The organism is Stappia indica (assembly GCF_001696535.1).
In the GTDB taxonomy this organism is placed as follows: domain Bacteria; phylum Pseudomonadota; class Alphaproteobacteria; order Rhizobiales; family Stappiaceae; genus Stappia; species Stappia indica.
This window is the reverse complement of record NZ_MBQE01000003.1, coordinates 581,218-596,204: the sequence shown is the minus strand read 5'-3', so window position 1 is coordinate 596,204 and position 14,987 is coordinate 581,218. Positions and strand designations below refer to the sequence as shown.

At 63.1% G+C, this 14,987-nt stretch carries 10 protein-coding genes and 1 tRNA gene; 2 read left to right on the top strand and 9 right to left on the bottom strand.

From position 1 onward, the window contains the following. Window positions 1–193 precede the first annotated feature (193 nt). The 4 genes from BBX35_RS14010 to BBX35_RS13995 form a co-directional block, all read right to left on the bottom strand. Window positions 194–1,414, bottom strand: a complete 1,221-nt coding sequence (locus tag BBX35_RS14010) for a GIY-YIG nuclease family protein (RefSeq protein WP_067221180.1) — start codon at window positions 1,412–1,414, stop codon at window positions 194–196. Window positions 1,415–1,417: 3 nt separating this feature from the next. Next, a complete protein-coding gene (locus BBX35_RS14005; RefSeq protein WP_067221177.1) occupies window positions 1,418–3,466 on the bottom strand; it encodes a DEAD/DEAH box helicase in 2,049 nt (682 codons plus the stop codon). A gap of 3 nt (window positions 3,467–3,469) precedes the next feature. Continuing rightward, window positions 3,470–6,151, bottom strand: coding sequence for a class I SAM-dependent DNA methyltransferase (locus BBX35_RS14000; protein WP_067221635.1), 2,682 nt, complete (start codon window positions 6,149–6,151; stop codon window positions 3,470–3,472). 477 nt (window positions 6,152–6,628) lie between these two features. Beyond that, window positions 6,629–6,703 (bottom strand) — tRNA-Thr (locus tag BBX35_RS13995). 204 nt (window positions 6,704–6,907) lie between these two features. On the opposite strand from BBX35_RS13995, the gene BBX35_RS13990 reads away from it, so the two are divergent. Continuing rightward, window positions 6,908–7,099: a hypothetical protein gene (locus BBX35_RS13990; protein ID WP_067221174.1), complete on the top strand. Its 192-nt coding sequence runs from the start codon at window positions 6,908–6,910 to the stop codon at window positions 7,097–7,099. A gap of 100 nt (window positions 7,100–7,199) precedes the next feature. Here the strand turns inward: BBX35_RS13990 and BBX35_RS13985 are convergent, their stop codons facing one another. The 5 genes from BBX35_RS13985 to ccoG all read right to left on the bottom strand — a co-directional run bounded on the left by BBX35_RS13985 (window position 7,200) and on the right by ccoG (window position 12,593). Further along, window positions 7,200–7,724 carry a response regulator gene (locus tag BBX35_RS13985; RefSeq protein WP_067221173.1) on the bottom strand — a complete coding sequence of 175 codons (525 nt, stop codon included), beginning with the start codon at window positions 7,722–7,724 and terminating at the stop codon, window positions 7,200–7,202. 26 nt (window positions 7,725–7,750) lie between these two features. Further along, window positions 7,751–7,927 carry a cbb3-type cytochrome oxidase assembly protein CcoS gene (gene ccoS, locus BBX35_RS13980; RefSeq protein ID WP_067221170.1) on the bottom strand — a complete coding sequence of 59 codons (177 nt, stop codon included), beginning with the start codon at window positions 7,925–7,927 and terminating at the stop codon, window positions 7,751–7,753. After that, complete coding sequence (locus BBX35_RS13975; protein WP_067221168.1) at window positions 7,927–10,197, bottom strand: heavy metal translocating P-type ATPase; 2,271 nt, start codon at window positions 10,195–10,197, stop codon at window positions 7,927–7,929. The genes ccoS and BBX35_RS13975 overlap by 1 nt, the downstream gene beginning before the upstream one ends. Before the next feature lie 29 nt (window positions 10,198–10,226). Further along, window positions 10,227–10,763, bottom strand: a complete 537-nt coding sequence (locus BBX35_RS13970; RefSeq protein ID WP_067221165.1) for a FixH family protein — start codon at window positions 10,761–10,763, stop codon at window positions 10,227–10,229. Window positions 10,764–11,135: 372 nt separating this feature from the next. Then, window positions 11,136–12,593, bottom strand: coding sequence for a cytochrome c oxidase accessory protein CcoG (gene ccoG, locus BBX35_RS13965; RefSeq protein WP_208979840.1), 1,458 nt, complete (start codon window positions 12,591–12,593; stop codon window positions 11,136–11,138). Between the two features lie 383 nt (window positions 12,594–12,976). Between ccoG and BBX35_RS13955 the strand changes: the two genes are divergently transcribed. Beyond that, complete coding sequence (locus BBX35_RS13955) at window positions 12,977–14,971, top strand: copper amine oxidase (RefSeq protein ID WP_067221161.1); 1,995 nt, start codon at window positions 12,977–12,979, stop codon at window positions 14,969–14,971. Window positions 14,972–14,987: the final 16 nt, after the last annotated feature.

The following is a 14,987-nucleotide window of genomic DNA, read 5'->3' as shown; positions in this document are numbered from 1 at the left end:
ACGGATCCTGCCTTGCATACTGCACGTTTAGGTCAACCGGGTGCGCAACCATTTGACTTCAGTCAAAGGCCGGTCTTTGAAGAAGGTAAATTACACCTGCATTTCGCATCGCCAGAAGCGTCAAGGGACCTTACAGGCACGCATCAGGCGCCTGCGAGCAACCGAAGCAATGAATTTTACTCTGAAAACCTCATTACCGCTTCCGGATCGACTGCGTCTCCACATCGTATTCCAGACCGACAATCGATCCGTCTTTGATGGCCGCGACCGCCTTGGCGACCGTGTCCGGACGCACATAGAACCACTCCCGCGGCCGGACGTTCTTGCCGAAACGGTCTGGGACCGAAATGTCCGCTCGAGCGCCTTCAAAAAAAGTGTGCAGGATATGCTCGACACGGTCACGACGCACGCCCACAAGCTCGAAGACCGCCACGATCTCGACCGGCGCAAAGAGGAAGGTCGGATCGTTTCTCGCGTCGGCAATGCGGCGCTGGACATCGCCGGAAGTCACCCCGATCTTGTGGAGAATCAGCCTGTCCTGTTGGATATCCGGTTGGGTCGACTTGCTCCGGGCAACATAAACGACGCCATCTACGACGGCCTTGTCGTCCTGCCACTGATCGTCCAGAGGGCCGAAGCCACGCCCCTCGACGCGGCGCGCAGTCGGATCGTCGTACATACCCTTTTCGAAGGACCGCATCAGGATGTCGCTTTCGGTCCCGTTCGAATAGATCACGCGTAAACGATGATCCGAACGCCCCCCTTTCATGGTGCGTTCGCCCTTCTCGGCGACGTAGGCGTATTGCCCCTTCTGGATGAAGAAGTCGCCTTCCACGGTTTCGGTGCCTCCCTTCTTCGTGAAGGGAACAAGTTCGCGATCTCCGCGCTGGACTGCCGCATGAACGTCCTCGAACAGAGGTTCGAAAATCTTGAAATCCCGGCAGGGACGCCGCTCCGCACGATGGTCGCTCGCGCTCCTTTCCGCCGCGGGCGTCACCTTCGACGGCTTGACCAATTCCGCATCGAGCTCGAAATCCTCATCCTCGAATATGTCATCCAGGGACAGGCCGGAGGCTTCATCTTCCGGAACTTCGTCCCGCCATGAAGGTTGAGGCGGTTCCGCAGGGTCTTCTCGCAGGACAAGCATTCCGGACGCATCGTCGCCGCGAAGATCGGCGGTATAGGCGCGGTCCCGAACGCGTGCCAGCCTTCGTCCCAAAATGGCTTCGTTGATGTCGCCGGCGTCACGGTCCGGCGCGCGGCCATGCTCCTTATAGAAGGCGGTCGCCTGTTCAAGAACGGCCCGATCCTTTTCCAGGTCCGCGGATGCACCGCCGCGTCTGCCGGATTTCACATCGAGCAGACCGAACGGGTCATCGTCCTCGAATATGTCGTCCAGTGTCCGGCGCGCCATGGATCAGGCCTCCGCCGCCCGCATGCGCTCAGCCTTCTTCGCCCGGATATAGGAGTGGGCTTCGCCCAGACGCTTTTCGAGCGGGTCGGCCGCATTGGGATTGGGTGCCCGTCCCTCCTGTTCACGGAACCGTTTGATCCTGGGCCAGAGGGCAACAGCTTCGGCCTCGGTCATCTGAATCCTCTGGGCGACCATCATCGCCTGGATCTGCGACAGCACCTGACTGTCGAGCGCCTTCGAGGCAACGTCATAGGATTCACGGAAGGGATTCACGCTGTCGATCAGATCGATGTCGAGGTCTCGGACGTTGATGAACTTCTTCACCATCCTCAGCAGACCGGAATGGTCGAACGTTGCGCCGTCTTCGTCCATTTCGCCGCCCGAACCTTCGCCTTGAGTGTATTCGGCGCCCCTCTCTTCGGCCTGCCGTTGTGCCTCCCGGCGCGCCATAGTCATCAGGTTCATCCGGGCGGCGAGATGCTGGCGGACTTCCTCGGTCTCATCATCCGACAGGTTCTCGTAGCTGCGTTCTATGATGTCGGTCATCACCATCTGGGTGGCGACTTCCGGAGCGATGTCGTCGGCAATCGTCCGGCGATCCATCGACTGACAGGTCTTGGCAACCAGATCGTCCATGTCGTTCTCGATAATGGCCTTGGAGCGATCCGTCGAAGGCATCGCCAGTCCCTTGATCACGACATGAATGGTGCCGTTTTCATCCTGCCAGGCGTCGCTCTCATCGGCATCATCCGGACGGCGATGGAACTTGAAGTTGGGGGCCAGAACCTGCTCCATCAGAAGCGCACCGGAGATTGCCTTCAGCATGTCGTTGACCGCGTCGACGACGATGCCTTCTTCGGCTGCGGGTTCCGCAATCAGGTTCGTGAATTGCGCATGGGGCTTTCCGGGGGCGTCCCGGGTCGCGCGCCCGATGATCTGGATGATTTCCGTCAGGGAGGATCGATAGCCGACCGTAAGAGCATGCTCGCACCAGACCCAGTCGAACCCCTCCTTCGCCATGCCGAGCGCGATGATGATATCGACGGCGTCCTTGTCCTTCGCCTTCTGAAGGGAGGAGACGACCTTCGGTCGTGTCGCGCTGTTGTCATCGACAAGGTTGGCGACTTTCAGAACCTTTCCGTCCGACGCCCGCTTGATCAGGTCGAACCCGGTATCCGGATCGATGCCCTGATGGTCGCCGATGGCGTCCATGATGGCGCCGACCTGCTGGTCCTTGTGGTCATAGGCTTCCGCCGACATGACATGCGGAATGTGAACGATGGTCTTCTTCGAGGTGTCGAGAACATCCATCAAGGCGTCGACATACCGTCCCCGGTAGAAGTGATATCCGATTCCCAGCGTCTTCAGGTGTTCGTAGCCATCGAGCTGCTCGTAATAGGAATAGGTTACGCTGGTGAACTTGGCTTCGTCCTCCGGGCGCAGAACTGGCGCCGTGTCGCCCCGGAAGTAGGATCCGGTCATGGCCATGATGTGGGCTCGGTCCCGGGCGACCAACTGCCTCAGGATCTCACCGAGACGGTTTTCCTCCGACGCACTGACATGATGGAACTCGTCGATAGCCACCATGGACTTGTCGAAGGCTTCGACGCCGACGTCCTCAAAGGCGAAACGGAAAGTCGCATGGGTGCAGACCAGAACCCGATCCGGCGACGCCATGAAATCCTTGAAGGCCCTCACCTTGGCTTTCGCGGCGTCGCCCCCATCCGTTCCGGCGGTGCAGAGGTTCCAGCGCGGTTCCACGACCCAATCGGCGAAAAACCCGTGGCTGGTCAGGTCGGTGGAGCTGAAGGACGATCCGATCGAGCGCTCCGGAACGGCGACAATCACCTTTTCCAGTCCCTGATGATGAAGCTTGTCCAGCCCGAGAAACATCAGTGCGCGGGATTTTCCGGCCGCTGGCGGCGCCTTCAAAAGCAGGCACTGCGCGTTGCGGGCGTCGTAGACACGGGCCTGCATGGGGCGCATGCCCATTTCGTTCGTCGTCTTCGACTTTCCGCTCTGGGAATAGGTGACTTTGACGAGATCGGTCATCGGTCAGGCGCCTCTCTTCAGCTCGGCAACGCGGTCGGCATATCGCTTGAAGAGGTGTTCCAGCCGCTCGGTATCGTTCCGGAACGGGCGCCCGATATACATCGATTCCAGCAGCTCGTCGTTGCGCCGATGCGCCTGTCTCAGATCGTCCGGCATCTTGTCGGGGTCATAGAGCTGGGCGATGGTCTTGGGATGATGGTCGGCACGCACCAGAAGGATTTCCCGCGCGCTTTCTTCGAGCGCGGTTTTCTGTTTGTCCGTGAAGTCCGGAACGGGAAATGTGTTCCAGCCGAGGGTGTTGGAATAGCGGAAGTCGGATTTCAGCTTACCGCAGACCGTTGCGATCCAGACGAGATGAAGCTTCGATGCAATCAATGCGATGCACCAGTCCGGGGCGTCGTAAAGGACCTGGTTCAGGTCAGACGAAATCACGTCAGCACCGACCCGCTCGACAGGGAGGTATGGGCGCCGCTCAGATGTGACGCGAGGTACAAGTATCGAATGGTTCTGGGCGGTGAAGATCTGCTTGAACCTATGAGACAGGGGCAGCAGCTTTTCTGTAACGTATTTGTCAGTGCTCCCTGATCGAAATTCACGGACCTTCTCAACACGCTCAGCTATTTCTCGAATTGATAGAGCCTCGTCCTTTTCCGCTTCAGAGATCCAAAAGCAATAGCGTACGAATCCTTTAACAACCTCGCTGGACCCCATAAAAGGCCTCAAGAATTTTCCTAGCTCGGGACACTTTTCAATCAGTCGTGCTCGTTCGCTTTCATCAACAATAAGATGCCCACCTTCGACAGGTTTGTTTCCGTAGTCCATTGCTGGAAGCCCAAACATGCCTTGGCGAGTTCCATGCACATAGACGGTTGGTCCATTAACAAGATAGGGATTGATGTTATCGGCCGAGCCTTCTGTGTCGCCAATGAATAGCCGCTTCCGCGTGGCAAGCTGGTTCCGGATGCCGACGATCGAGCAGATGACTGCCGCATTTGCCGAAGCATTATTCCGCCACTTGAAATCCTTGTGAGCGAATCCGATTTCCAGATGCTCGCCAAGAACGTGGGGCCAGAGCGCCGCAACCGAATATCCTTGGCAAATGGAATTGGTGGACACAAATGCCGCCCGGACGGGTCGCCCCTCAAGATATCGAGATGCCTTGAAGAACCAAGCTGCAACGAAATCGAAAGCCGCGAAGTTCTTCACTACGCCCTTAAACACGTGAGCTAAATCTGCCTTCTGTTCCTTGGATTGATAGGTGGATCCAAGGAAGGGAGGATTACCTGCGACGTACACCTCTTCAAGCATGTCCGGCGGGGGACAAACCACTTCCCAGTTCACCCTCAGTGCGTTGTCGCAGACGATGTGTCCGCCATCCCGGAGAGGAAGTGCGGGCGGCATGCGACCGAAGACATCTGCGAAACGGGCATTTGCCTGATATTCGGCAATGAAGAGCGCCAGTTTCGCCGTCTCCGCCGCGAAATCGGTAATTTCGATGCCGTGGAAATTGCTCAGGGAAACGGCGGAAAACATTTCCATCGCATGGCCCGGATCGATTTCCTCGAGCCGTTTCAGGATCCGGATTTCCCTGTCCCGGAGTTCCCGGTAGGAGACGACGAGGAAGTTTCCGGATCCGCAGGCGGGATCGAACACCCGGATCTTGGATATCCGTTGCAGGACGGCGCGCAGGGCGGACGCCTTGTTCCAGGCCTTGTCGATCGCCTCGTCCAGGTCGTCCAGGAACAGCGGGCCGATCACCTTCAGGATGTTCGGCACGCTGGTGTAATGCATGCCGAGTTCCGACCGCGCCTTCGGGTCGGCAATGGACTGGATCATCGACCCGAAGATGTCCGGATTGATCTCCTTCCAGTCCATGCCTGCGGCTTCTTTCAAGTACTGAAAGGCCGTTCGCGAAAAGACGGGAGCTGCAATTCCTTCCGCGAACAGGCCGCCGTTCACATAAGGAAAGTCATCCGCCCATTTCGGCAGGTCGTCTCGTTTGCCCGACGGCGTCGCCATGGCTGTGAAGGCCGCAAGGATTGCCGCCTGCGCCGTTTCGCCTGCGTTCCCGCCGTAGTCCGTCAGACAACGAGCAAAGATATTGTCGGGCAGGATCCCCGTATCCTCTGCGAACAGACAGAAGACGATCCGCGTCATGAACTGGTTCATGACGTGCCGGTTCTCGTCTTCTCCCCATTCCGGATTGGCCTTGATCAGGGCGTCATACAGCTTCGCAAGACGGCTGGTGGCGCGAATATCGACCGGGTTTTCATCCGCCGCCTTGAAGCGCTCGAATCCTGCCAGCGGCAGGAAGAAGCCAAAATTGTCCTTGAGTTCCGCGTAGTCGCAAAACCGCGCCTCACCGGATTTCATGTCCCTGGCGGCAACCGAGATGCCATCGGTGGTGACGGCTATCCGGACCTTGCGGGTCTTCGTAGCCTTGGAGCCACAGAGGGTTTCCAGCGCATCTTCCGTCTTTCCTTCTTCGGCGGGAAGGAAGTGGAACTTTCCGTTGAGCAGTGTGCCGCCGGGCAGGTCCGACCGGTTCATCGCACCGGATTTCAGCTTGGAAATGTTGGCATTTGAGGTACCGATGGCCTCGGCCAAGGCGATCGGAAAAACCTCCGGATCGAATTCTCCGGCAAAAAGCCGCTCAAAAGCTTCTTCGACTTCAACGACGTTCACGAAACCACCCATCCCCGGAAGACGCCGCAAAATTCCTTCGGCGCCTTGCAATTCTCAGTTTTAATCAGAGAGAATACCGGTTTGCATTCATAGGTCTAGGTCGGAAGTCTGGAATTCGAATTTGGTGCAGGAACGGTTCAGTCGGAGCAGGTCTTCGACCTGACGCGGGCCACGCAATTGGTCGACGCGATCGACGAGATCAACCGCAGCCCTGCGGTGCAATCTAAGCAGGCGCGCTCTGCGAAAATTCGGACATCACCCCAATCGCGCCGGGTTCAGTGCCGAAGCGCACCGGCATTGCGCGAAGTGCGACCTGGCGATCACCTCCCAGGGCTTTTTAGAATCGACCGCGCTACACCTAATGAAGGTGCCTGATCCTGCCTGCCATGACATGCCCATGTGTATGCGTCTGTGTAGACGCAGCATGTATGCAAGCGGCTGAAAAGCAAGGAGTAATAACGATTTCAAGGGGATGAATGGTGCTGCCGGAGAGATTTGAACTCTCGACCTCTCCCTTACCAAGGGAGTGCTCTACCCCTGAGCTACGGCAGCGATGTGCGCGGGTGTATGCGCAAATTCGGGCATGGTCAAGAGGGGTTCACGGCTTTTGACACCGCAATCCACGCCCCATCCGTCCAACCGGCGCGGAGCCCACCGAACGCCCTGCCGTGTGACCGCCCCGCCTTGCCAGAAGACCGGCTTTTCCGGCATATCGTGCTGGCTCAGGACATCCACAGGAATGATGCGAGACGCTGCGTGACGGACCGCACCCGACAGACGGACGACAAGGCCAAAACCGGAAAAGGCGGCAAGCAGGCCGACCGCAAGCCGGGTGGTCGCGACGATGCCCGCGAAGCGCGGCTCGCGGCGGCGCTGCGCGCCAACCTGCGCCGGCGCAAGGCGGCCGGGCAACGCGACACCGACGGCTCGTCCCAGGACGAGAGCTGAGCACATGCGCGGTCGGTCGCCGCCCAGCCGGCGGCGGGGCAAGCAGACGCAATGCGTCTTCTGCGTTCGTTCACTGGAATTGATAGCGTTGCCGGCAAGTTCAGGCCGCCTGCCCGTCCTCGCCGTTTTCCATGCCCTGCCAGATCTTCTGCCGGTTGCGGATCTCGCGGGGAGCCGGTCCGAAATAGCTGGGCGTCTTCACGAAATCCCGCGGCTGCATGATCACGCTGTTGACGCGCTGGTAGAGCGCCTTGGCCGAGATCGGCTTGGACAGCAGCTCGTGCACGCCGAGCCGCCGCGCCTCGATGATGCGGCTGCGCTCGGTATGGCCCGTGACCATGATGATCGGGATATAGGCGAAGGGATTGTGAGGATTGCGGATCATGCGCACCATGTCGGCGCCGTCGAGGATCGGCATCACCCAATCGAGAATCAGGATGTCCGGGTTGGCACGCTCCATGGCCTCCAGGCCGGACGCGCCGTCTTCCGCCTCGACGATCCGCCGCGCGCCGAATCCCTGCAGCATCGTACGCAGGATCGTGCGCATGTAGGCGCTGTCTTCGACGAGAAGAAAGGTCAGGGATGCCAGATCAAGCGACACGTTCAACCTCCGGTGCCAGACCATATGGCACGCGAAATCTGAAATAACGGTTAGCCCCGCTCGTCGTTTTTGCCATCTCCCTCCGGCAGGTCGTCGTCCTGCAGGATCCGGTACTTGGCCCCCTCCAGATCCTCGTACTGGCCGGACTTGAGCGACCAGAGGAACCCGGCAAGTCCGAGAAGGCCGAGCACCAGGGCAGCGGGAATGAGATAGACCAGCACGTCCATCAGGCGGCCTTCCGTTCGAGACCTTCGGCAGAAGCCTCGCCAGCCGGTGCCACCGCAGGAAGAACGGCAGACGCGTCCGGCTGGCGCGACAGGCGCAGCCGCAGCGCGTTCAGCGTCACCACCAGAGAGGACGAGGACATGGCGAGCGCGGCCCAGAGCGGGGTGACAAAGCCGGCCACGGCGAAGGGCACCGCGACGAAATTGTAGAGGACGGAGAACCTCAGGTTCTGAACCATCGCCCGGTGCGCGCGGCGGGCGTGGCCCAACGCGTCGGCAACGGGGGAGAGCCTGTCGCCGAGGAACACCGCATCGGCGGCGGCCTGCGCCACATGCACCGCCGTCACCGGCGAGATCGAGACATGGGCGGCGGCAAGCGCCGGGGCGTCGTTGAGCCCGTCGCCGGCCATCAGCACCTTGCGCCCCTCGCCGGCAAGCTGTTCCAGCCGGGCGATCTTGGCCGTCGGGGTGAGTTCGCCCGCCCAGTCTTCGATGGCGAGTTCGCGCGCCACTTCCTCGACCGGGGCCGAGCGGTCGCCGGACAGGATCGCCATCCGGTAGCCGTCGCGGCGCAGGCGCGCCACGGTCTCCACCGCGTCCGGGCGCAGCCGCTGGCCGACCGCAAAGGGCACCGCCGGAGCATCGCCGTCGCGGAAGGCGATCAGCGAGCTGCCCGGATGCCGGCGGACGAAGTCCGCAACGGCGTCCTCGGCCATGCCGCAGAAGCGGGCGCTGCCGAGACGGAGCTCCCGTCCCTCGAACGTCGCCCCGATGCCCTCGCCCGGCGTCTCGCGGACGTTCTCGAGCGGAACGGCAGCGCCGGAGGCCCGTGCGAGCGCACCGGCAAGCGGGTGACGGCTCGCCAGAGCCAGCCGGCCGGCGAGCTGCAGGACCGCCGGGTCGATGTCGCCCGCGCTTGAGACTGCCGGCAGCGGCAGCGTCAGCGTGCCGGTCTTGTCGAAGACGATGGTATCGGCCTCGGCCAGACGCTCGATGGCATCGCCCGAATGCAGCAGCACGCCGGCGCGGAACAGCAGCCCGGACGTGACCACCTGAACCGCCGGCACGGCAAGGCCGAGCGCACAGGGGCAGGTGATGATCAGCACGGAGATCGCGATCACCAGCGCATGCTGCCAGTCGGCACCAAGGAGATACCAGCCGGCGAAGGTGAGCAGCGCGGCGAGATGGACCACCGGCGAATAGAGGCGGGCCACCCGGTCGGCGAGCTGGACATAGCGCGAGCGGGCCTGCGCGGCGGTTTCCAGCAGGCGCGTCACCTCGTCGAGCAGCGTCGCGCCGGAGGCGACCGTCACCTGTACGGTCAGGCTGGCGGAGGCGTTGGTGGTGCCGGCATAAACGGCATCGCCAGGTCCGACGGAGGCCAGCGCCGTCTCGCCGGTGACAAGGCTCTGGTCGATCTCCGAGCAGCCACTGACGACGCGTCCGTCCAGCGGCACGCGCTCGCCGGCGCGCACATGGATCAATGCGCCGGGCTCGACCCGCGACAGGGGCACCTCGCGCAGGGAGCCGTCGGGCCGCTGGATCACCGCCGTCTCGGCCTTGAGCGCGGCGATGTTTTCGGCGAAGGCCCGTGTCCGCCGGCGCATCGTGTGGTCGAGATAGCGGCCGATCAGCAGGAAGAACAGGAGCATCACGGCGGATTCGAAATAGGCGTGATGGGCCGACTGGACGGTCTGCATGACCGAGAGGAACAGCGCGAGGCTGACGCCGATGACGATCGGCACATCCATGTTGAGCCGGCGCGCGGCCAGCGCTGCGAAGGCCGAGCGCAGGAACGGCCGGCCGGCATAGACGGCGGCGGGCAGCGCGATCAGCGCCGAGACCCAGTGGAAGAAGTCGCGGGTTTCCGGCTCGATGCCGCTGGCATTGCCCGACCAGACCGAGACCGACAGCAGCATGATGTTCATCATGGCAAAGCCGGAGACGGCCAGCGCGCGCAGCAATTCGCGCCCCGCCGCATCGGAGCGCTCGCGCACATCCGCCGGATCGAAGGGGTGGGCCCGGTATCCGAGCCGCGACAGCACGTCGATGATCCGCTCGGCGTCCGTCTCCTCCTGCCGCCAGTCGACGGCAAGGCGGTGGCTGGTCAGGTTGAGGCGGGCCTTCTCGACGCCGGGCACGAGCGCGAGACCATGCTCGATCTCGGCCATGCAGGCGGCACAGGTCACCCCTTCGACGGCGAGGTCCATATGCGCCTTGCCGTCGTCCTTCAGCGTGACGAATGCGTCCCAGTCGCGCTCATGCACGGTCATGTCGCCTGCCGCCTTTCCTCGCCGGCCGCCTATTCGGAAAAGAAGATGCGGTTCTGCGAGCGGAAGGTCTCGCCTTCAGTGCCGGAACTGGCATCGAGCTGCAGGATCCAGCGGCCCGCCGCGACATCCTCGGCCTGCGCCGAATAGCGGCCGAGCTCGCCTTCGCTCAGCACCAGCTTGCGGGCCGGCTCCGGGCTTGCCGGGCGCTGCAGCGTCGCCTCGACCGAGAGGCCGGTCAGCGGGTTTCCGGCGGCATCCAGCGCCGACACCTCGATGCGGGCGATACCGTCGCTGTTGCGCGTGACGTCGCCGTTCACGCTCCAGTTCAGCTCGCCTTGCGCCCGGGAGGCGGCGATCTCGCCGTTATAGGCCTGCCCGGCCTCATAGGCGCGGTCGGTCACGACGCCCGGGAAGGAGGACAGGGCGAAGTAGACGAAGAAGATGTTGGCGACCAGCATCACGAAGAAGAAGCTGCCGAGCCAGATCAGCACGGTCCAGCCCGTCACCTTGCGCTCGGTCGTCGGGCGCTCGGCGGGGCGGGTCGTTGCGGCGTGGGAAGCGGTCATGTCGAGCCTCTGGTCGATACGATATTCATCGGGGCGATTCTAGCGGATGGCGGAGGCCTGCGACAGCCGCAGACCTCCGGTCGGGATTAGTACGTGCCGCCCGCGGCTTAGGTCGTAGACTCATAATTCTGTCGAGAAACGGTATGCCCGAACCCGATCGGATACAAGGAGCAAGGCCGCAGGAAACCATTAGGTTTTCAAGGTCTTGCGACGCTGTTGCCGGCGGGTTCCGGCATACCCGAAGGGCGCCGTTCGAGCTTCGATCTGCGGCGTCGGATCGCTCGGCCGGGGGGCTGCCCCGGCCATCGCGCTCCTCCTGGCATATCATTGCCCGAACGGACGCCGTTTCCGGCACAATTATGAGTCCACGACCTAGGGCGCCTTGAAGAAGTCGCTTGCCGTCGCCGTGTCGCCGCTTGCCGTATCGCGCAGGCGGAAGGTGATCGGCGTCGACTTGTCGAGCGAAGCGCCCGCCGGCGAGAAGACCAGCACGCGCAGCTCGCGCGTGGTGTCGACCCCGACGGTGATCAGCGGCGCACCGTCGGCGTGCTCGTTGATGCCGACCGCCTCGATGCGGGTGCCGTCGGGCATGCCTTCGACCGACAGGGCGAACTCGCGCGCGCTCAGCCGCTTGTTGAGCATGCGGATGGTGTAGCCGTTGCGCACGCCGCCGTCGGACAGCTCGACATAGATCGGGTTGCGGTCGTGCAGGACGCTCATGCCCTCGTGCTGACGCGTGACCAGCGCATAGGCCATGATCGCACCGACCAGCACGATGATCGCCGCATAGATGATGGTCCGCGGACGCACCATCCGCACGACGGTCTCGCGCCCTTCCATCCGGCGCTTGATGTTCTCGTCCGTGTCATAGGCGATCAGGCCGTGCGGCTTGCCGATCTTGTCCATCACCGTGTCGCAGGCGTCGATGCACAGCCCGCACTGGATGCAGCCGAGCTGCGTGCCGTTGCGGATGTCGACGCCGGTCGGACAGGCATGGACGCACTGGTGGCAGTCGATGCAGTCGCCGGCGGGAAGCCCCTCGTCAACGCGCTTGCGGTTCTGCTTGAGCGAGCCGCGCGGCTCGCCGCGGTCGTAGCGATAGGTGACGTTGAGCGCGTCCTCGTCGGTGAGCGCTGCCTGGATGCGCGGCCAGGGACACAGGAAGATGCAGACCTGCTCGCGCATGTGGCCGGCAAGCGCATAGGTGGTGAAGGTGAGGATGCCGATCCAAAGATAAGCGGAGAACGGCGCCTCGCCGGTCGCCAGCGACTTCACCAGCGTCGGCGCGTCGGCGAAGTAGAGCACCCAGGCACCGCCCGTCCACCAGGCGATCATCAGCCACAAAGTGTGCTTGGACAGCTTCTGCAGGACCTTGGCAACGCTCCAGCGCTCCGCATCGAGCAGCATGCGCTCCCGGCGGTCGCCCTCGATCTGGCGCTCGACCCACAGGAACAGGTCGGTCCACACGGTCTGCGGGCAGAGATAGCCGCACCAGATGCGGCCGGCGACGGCATTCATCAGGAACAGCGCCATCGCCGCGAGAATCAGCAGGCCGGTGAGGTAGTAGACCTCCTGGGGCCAGATCTCGATGAAGAAGAAATAGGCGCGGCGGCCGGCAAGGTCGATGAGGACGGCCTGATCCGGCGCGTCGGGACCGCGGTCCCAGCGCACGAAGGGCAGGAAGTAGTAGATGCCGAGCGTGGCGAAGAGCACCGCCCACTTGATCTTCCGGAAGGTGCCGTGCACCGCCATCGGATAGATTTTCTTGGCCGAGGCAAACCATTCGTCCGGCTGGCCGCCGGCGCCGGAGGGATCCGTTTCTGCGCGCATTGTTCCGTCCATGTCACTGGGCTCCGCTGTCCCGTTCCGGGATGCCCTCGGAAGTGGCGGTCTCGCCCGATTGAGGCGACACTAGCGCCTGGCGCGAGCGGCCGGATTGCGACACGTCAACCCCGCGACAATCCGCCGCCAGCTTTCGGCCCGCCGCCCCGTCTTTCCGCGTGACTAGCATTTCGGGCCCCTGCCCGCCTTGATCGGCATCAAGCCGACACGGCACGCTGCGCCACAGATCCGCGATGATCCTGCGCTTCTGGCCACAATTGCACAACCCATCCTTCCGCGGCGGCCTATCGTGACAGGAGGGCGGTCACGACCGGGCGCGAGATCCGGCATCGCCCTTCCAGACGGGAAGATTTTCAGGAGGGGCATATCCCATGCCGCATATTCATCGCTTCGCAGCCGCCTGGATGGCTGCGGGACTGCTCGCGTCCACCGCCCTGCCCGCCGCGGGCCATCCGCTCGACGCCTTGACCGAGGCGGAAATCACCGAGGCCGTGGCGCTGCTGACCGCCGCCGGACGAACGGGCGAAGGCACGCTCTATCCCTATATCTCGCTGAAGGAGCCGGAAAAGTCCGTGGTGCTCGGCTGGAACGAGGGCGATCCGGAGCCGCGCGCCGTCGAGGTGCATTTCAAGACGAGCGACGGCGCCTTCGTCGCCGAGGTGGACCTTGCCGGCGACCGCGTCGTCTCCGTCGACCCGGCGCCCGGGGAGACGATGATCCTCGTTGCCGAGTTCATGACCGCGATGGAGCTTGCAACCTCCAACCCGCAGTTCATCGAGGGGCTCGCCAAGCGCGGGCTTACGCCCGAGCAGCTGTTCTGCCTGCCGCTGACCGCCGGGCGCTTCGGCCTGCCGGAAGAGGAAGGGCGGCGGCTGATGAAGGTGCCGTGCTACGTGCTGCCAGAGGGCTCCAACTTCTACGCCAAGCCTGTCGAAGGCCTCTATGCGGTGGTCGATCTCAACGCCGGATCGGTGGTCGAGGTGTTCGACACCGGCGCGCGGCCCGTGCCGGAGGACGGCTGGGGCTACACGGAAGCGGAAGTGGAGGCGCGCACCGGCGCCCTGCGCCCGCGCGGCAATCCGGTCACCCTGTCGCAGCCGGGCGGCTCCAACGTCACCATCGAGAACGGCATGATCTCCTGGGATATCTGGCGGTTCCGCGCCCGTGTCGACAAGCGCCCCGGCGTCGTGCTGTCGAACATCGAGGCCCGTGACGGCGAGCGCTGGCGCTCCGTGCTCTATCAGGCGCATCTGTCCGAAGTGTTCGTGCCCTACATGGACCCGGACGAGGGCTGGTACTGGCGCACCTACATGGACAGCGGCGAGTACGGCTTCGGCATCTTCCTGACCCCGCTGAGGGCCGGTGTCGACTGCCCGGCCCATGCCACCTTCCTGCCAGCGGTGGTGCATACCGACCAGGGCACGCCGCTCTCCATTCCCGATGCGATCTGCATCTTCGAGCGCAATATCGGCGACCCGGCCTGGCGGCACTTCGAGATCTTCGCGCAGAGCGAGACCGAGCAGGTGCCGGCGGAAGGGCGTCCCGCGACCCAGCTGGTGGTCCGCTCGGCGTCCGAGGTCGGCAATTACGACTATCTCGTCGACTACGTCTTCCATCAGGACGGCCGGCTCGACGTGATGGTGGGCTCGACCGGTCTCGATGCGGTCAAGGGAGCGGTCATCAAGTCGATGCGAGACGAAGGCGCGGCGGAGGAAACCCGCCATGGCACCCTGATTGCGCCGAACCTGATCGCGCCCAACCATGATCACTACTTCAACTTCCGCCTCGACTTCGACATCGACGGCCAAGCCAACAGCTTCATGCGCACGGGGCTGGTGCCGGGCAAGGCGGAGGACGGAGCGCCGCGCCGGTCGTTCTGGGTGACCGAGACGAAGATGGCGATGAGCGAGCTCGGCGGGCGCTACAAGGTCAACCCGGACACGCCGGCCATGTATCACGTCATGAACATGGGCGCGGAAGGACCGCTCGGCCACCATCCGGGCTACATGATCGTGCCGGGCAACAGCGTCGCCTACTCGCCGTTCGACTATTCGGGCGACATGCCGATGAAGCGCAACGCCTATGTCGAATACACGCTGTGGAACACGCCCTACAGCGCGAGCGAGCGCTATGCGGGCGGACGCTTCGCCTTCCAGAGCGACGGCTCGGACACGCTGGCGGCCTGGACGCAGCAGGACCGGCCCATCGGCAACACCGACATCGTCACCTGGTACACGATGGGCTTCCACCATGTGCCGCATACAGAGGACTGGCCGGTGATGTCGACCATGTGGAAGGGCTTCACGCTGCGACCCTTTAACTTCTTCCCGTACAACCCGGCGCTGACCATCCGTCTGCCGGAGTGACGCGCACCGGCCGCGC

What these genes read in the sequence shown, in the direction of transcription:
- BBX35_RS13975 (WP_067221168.1), bottom strand. Translation starts at nt 10,197, where the DNA reads ATGACCGTGCATGAGCGCGACTGGGACGCATTCGTCACGCTGAAGGAC.
- BBX35_RS13985 (WP_067221173.1), bottom strand. Translation starts at nt 7,724, where the DNA reads ATGGTCTGGCACCGGAGGTTGAACGTGTCGCTTGATCTGGCATCCCTG.
- ccoG (WP_208979840.1), bottom strand. Translation starts at nt 12,593, where the DNA reads ATGCGCGCAGAAACGGATCCCTCCGGCGCCGGCGGCCAGCCGGACGAA.
- BBX35_RS13955 (WP_067221161.1), top strand. Translation starts at nt 12,977, where the DNA reads ATGCCGCATATTCATCGCTTCGCAGCCGCCTGGATGGCTGCGGGACTG.
- BBX35_RS14005 (WP_067221177.1), bottom strand. Translation starts at nt 3,466, where the DNA reads ATGACCGATCTCGTCAAAGTCACCTATTCCCAGAGCGGAAAGTCGAAG.
- ccoS (WP_067221170.1), bottom strand. Translation starts at nt 7,927, where the DNA reads ATGGACGTGCTGGTCTATCTCATTCCCGCTGCCCTGGTGCTCGGCCTT.
- BBX35_RS14010 (WP_067221180.1), bottom strand. Translation starts at nt 1,414, where the DNA reads ATGGCGCGCCGGACACTGGACGACATATTCGAGGACGATGACCCGTTC.
- BBX35_RS13970 (WP_067221165.1), bottom strand. Translation starts at nt 10,763, where the DNA reads ATGACCGCTTCCCACGCCGCAACGACCCGCCCCGCCGAGCGCCCGACG.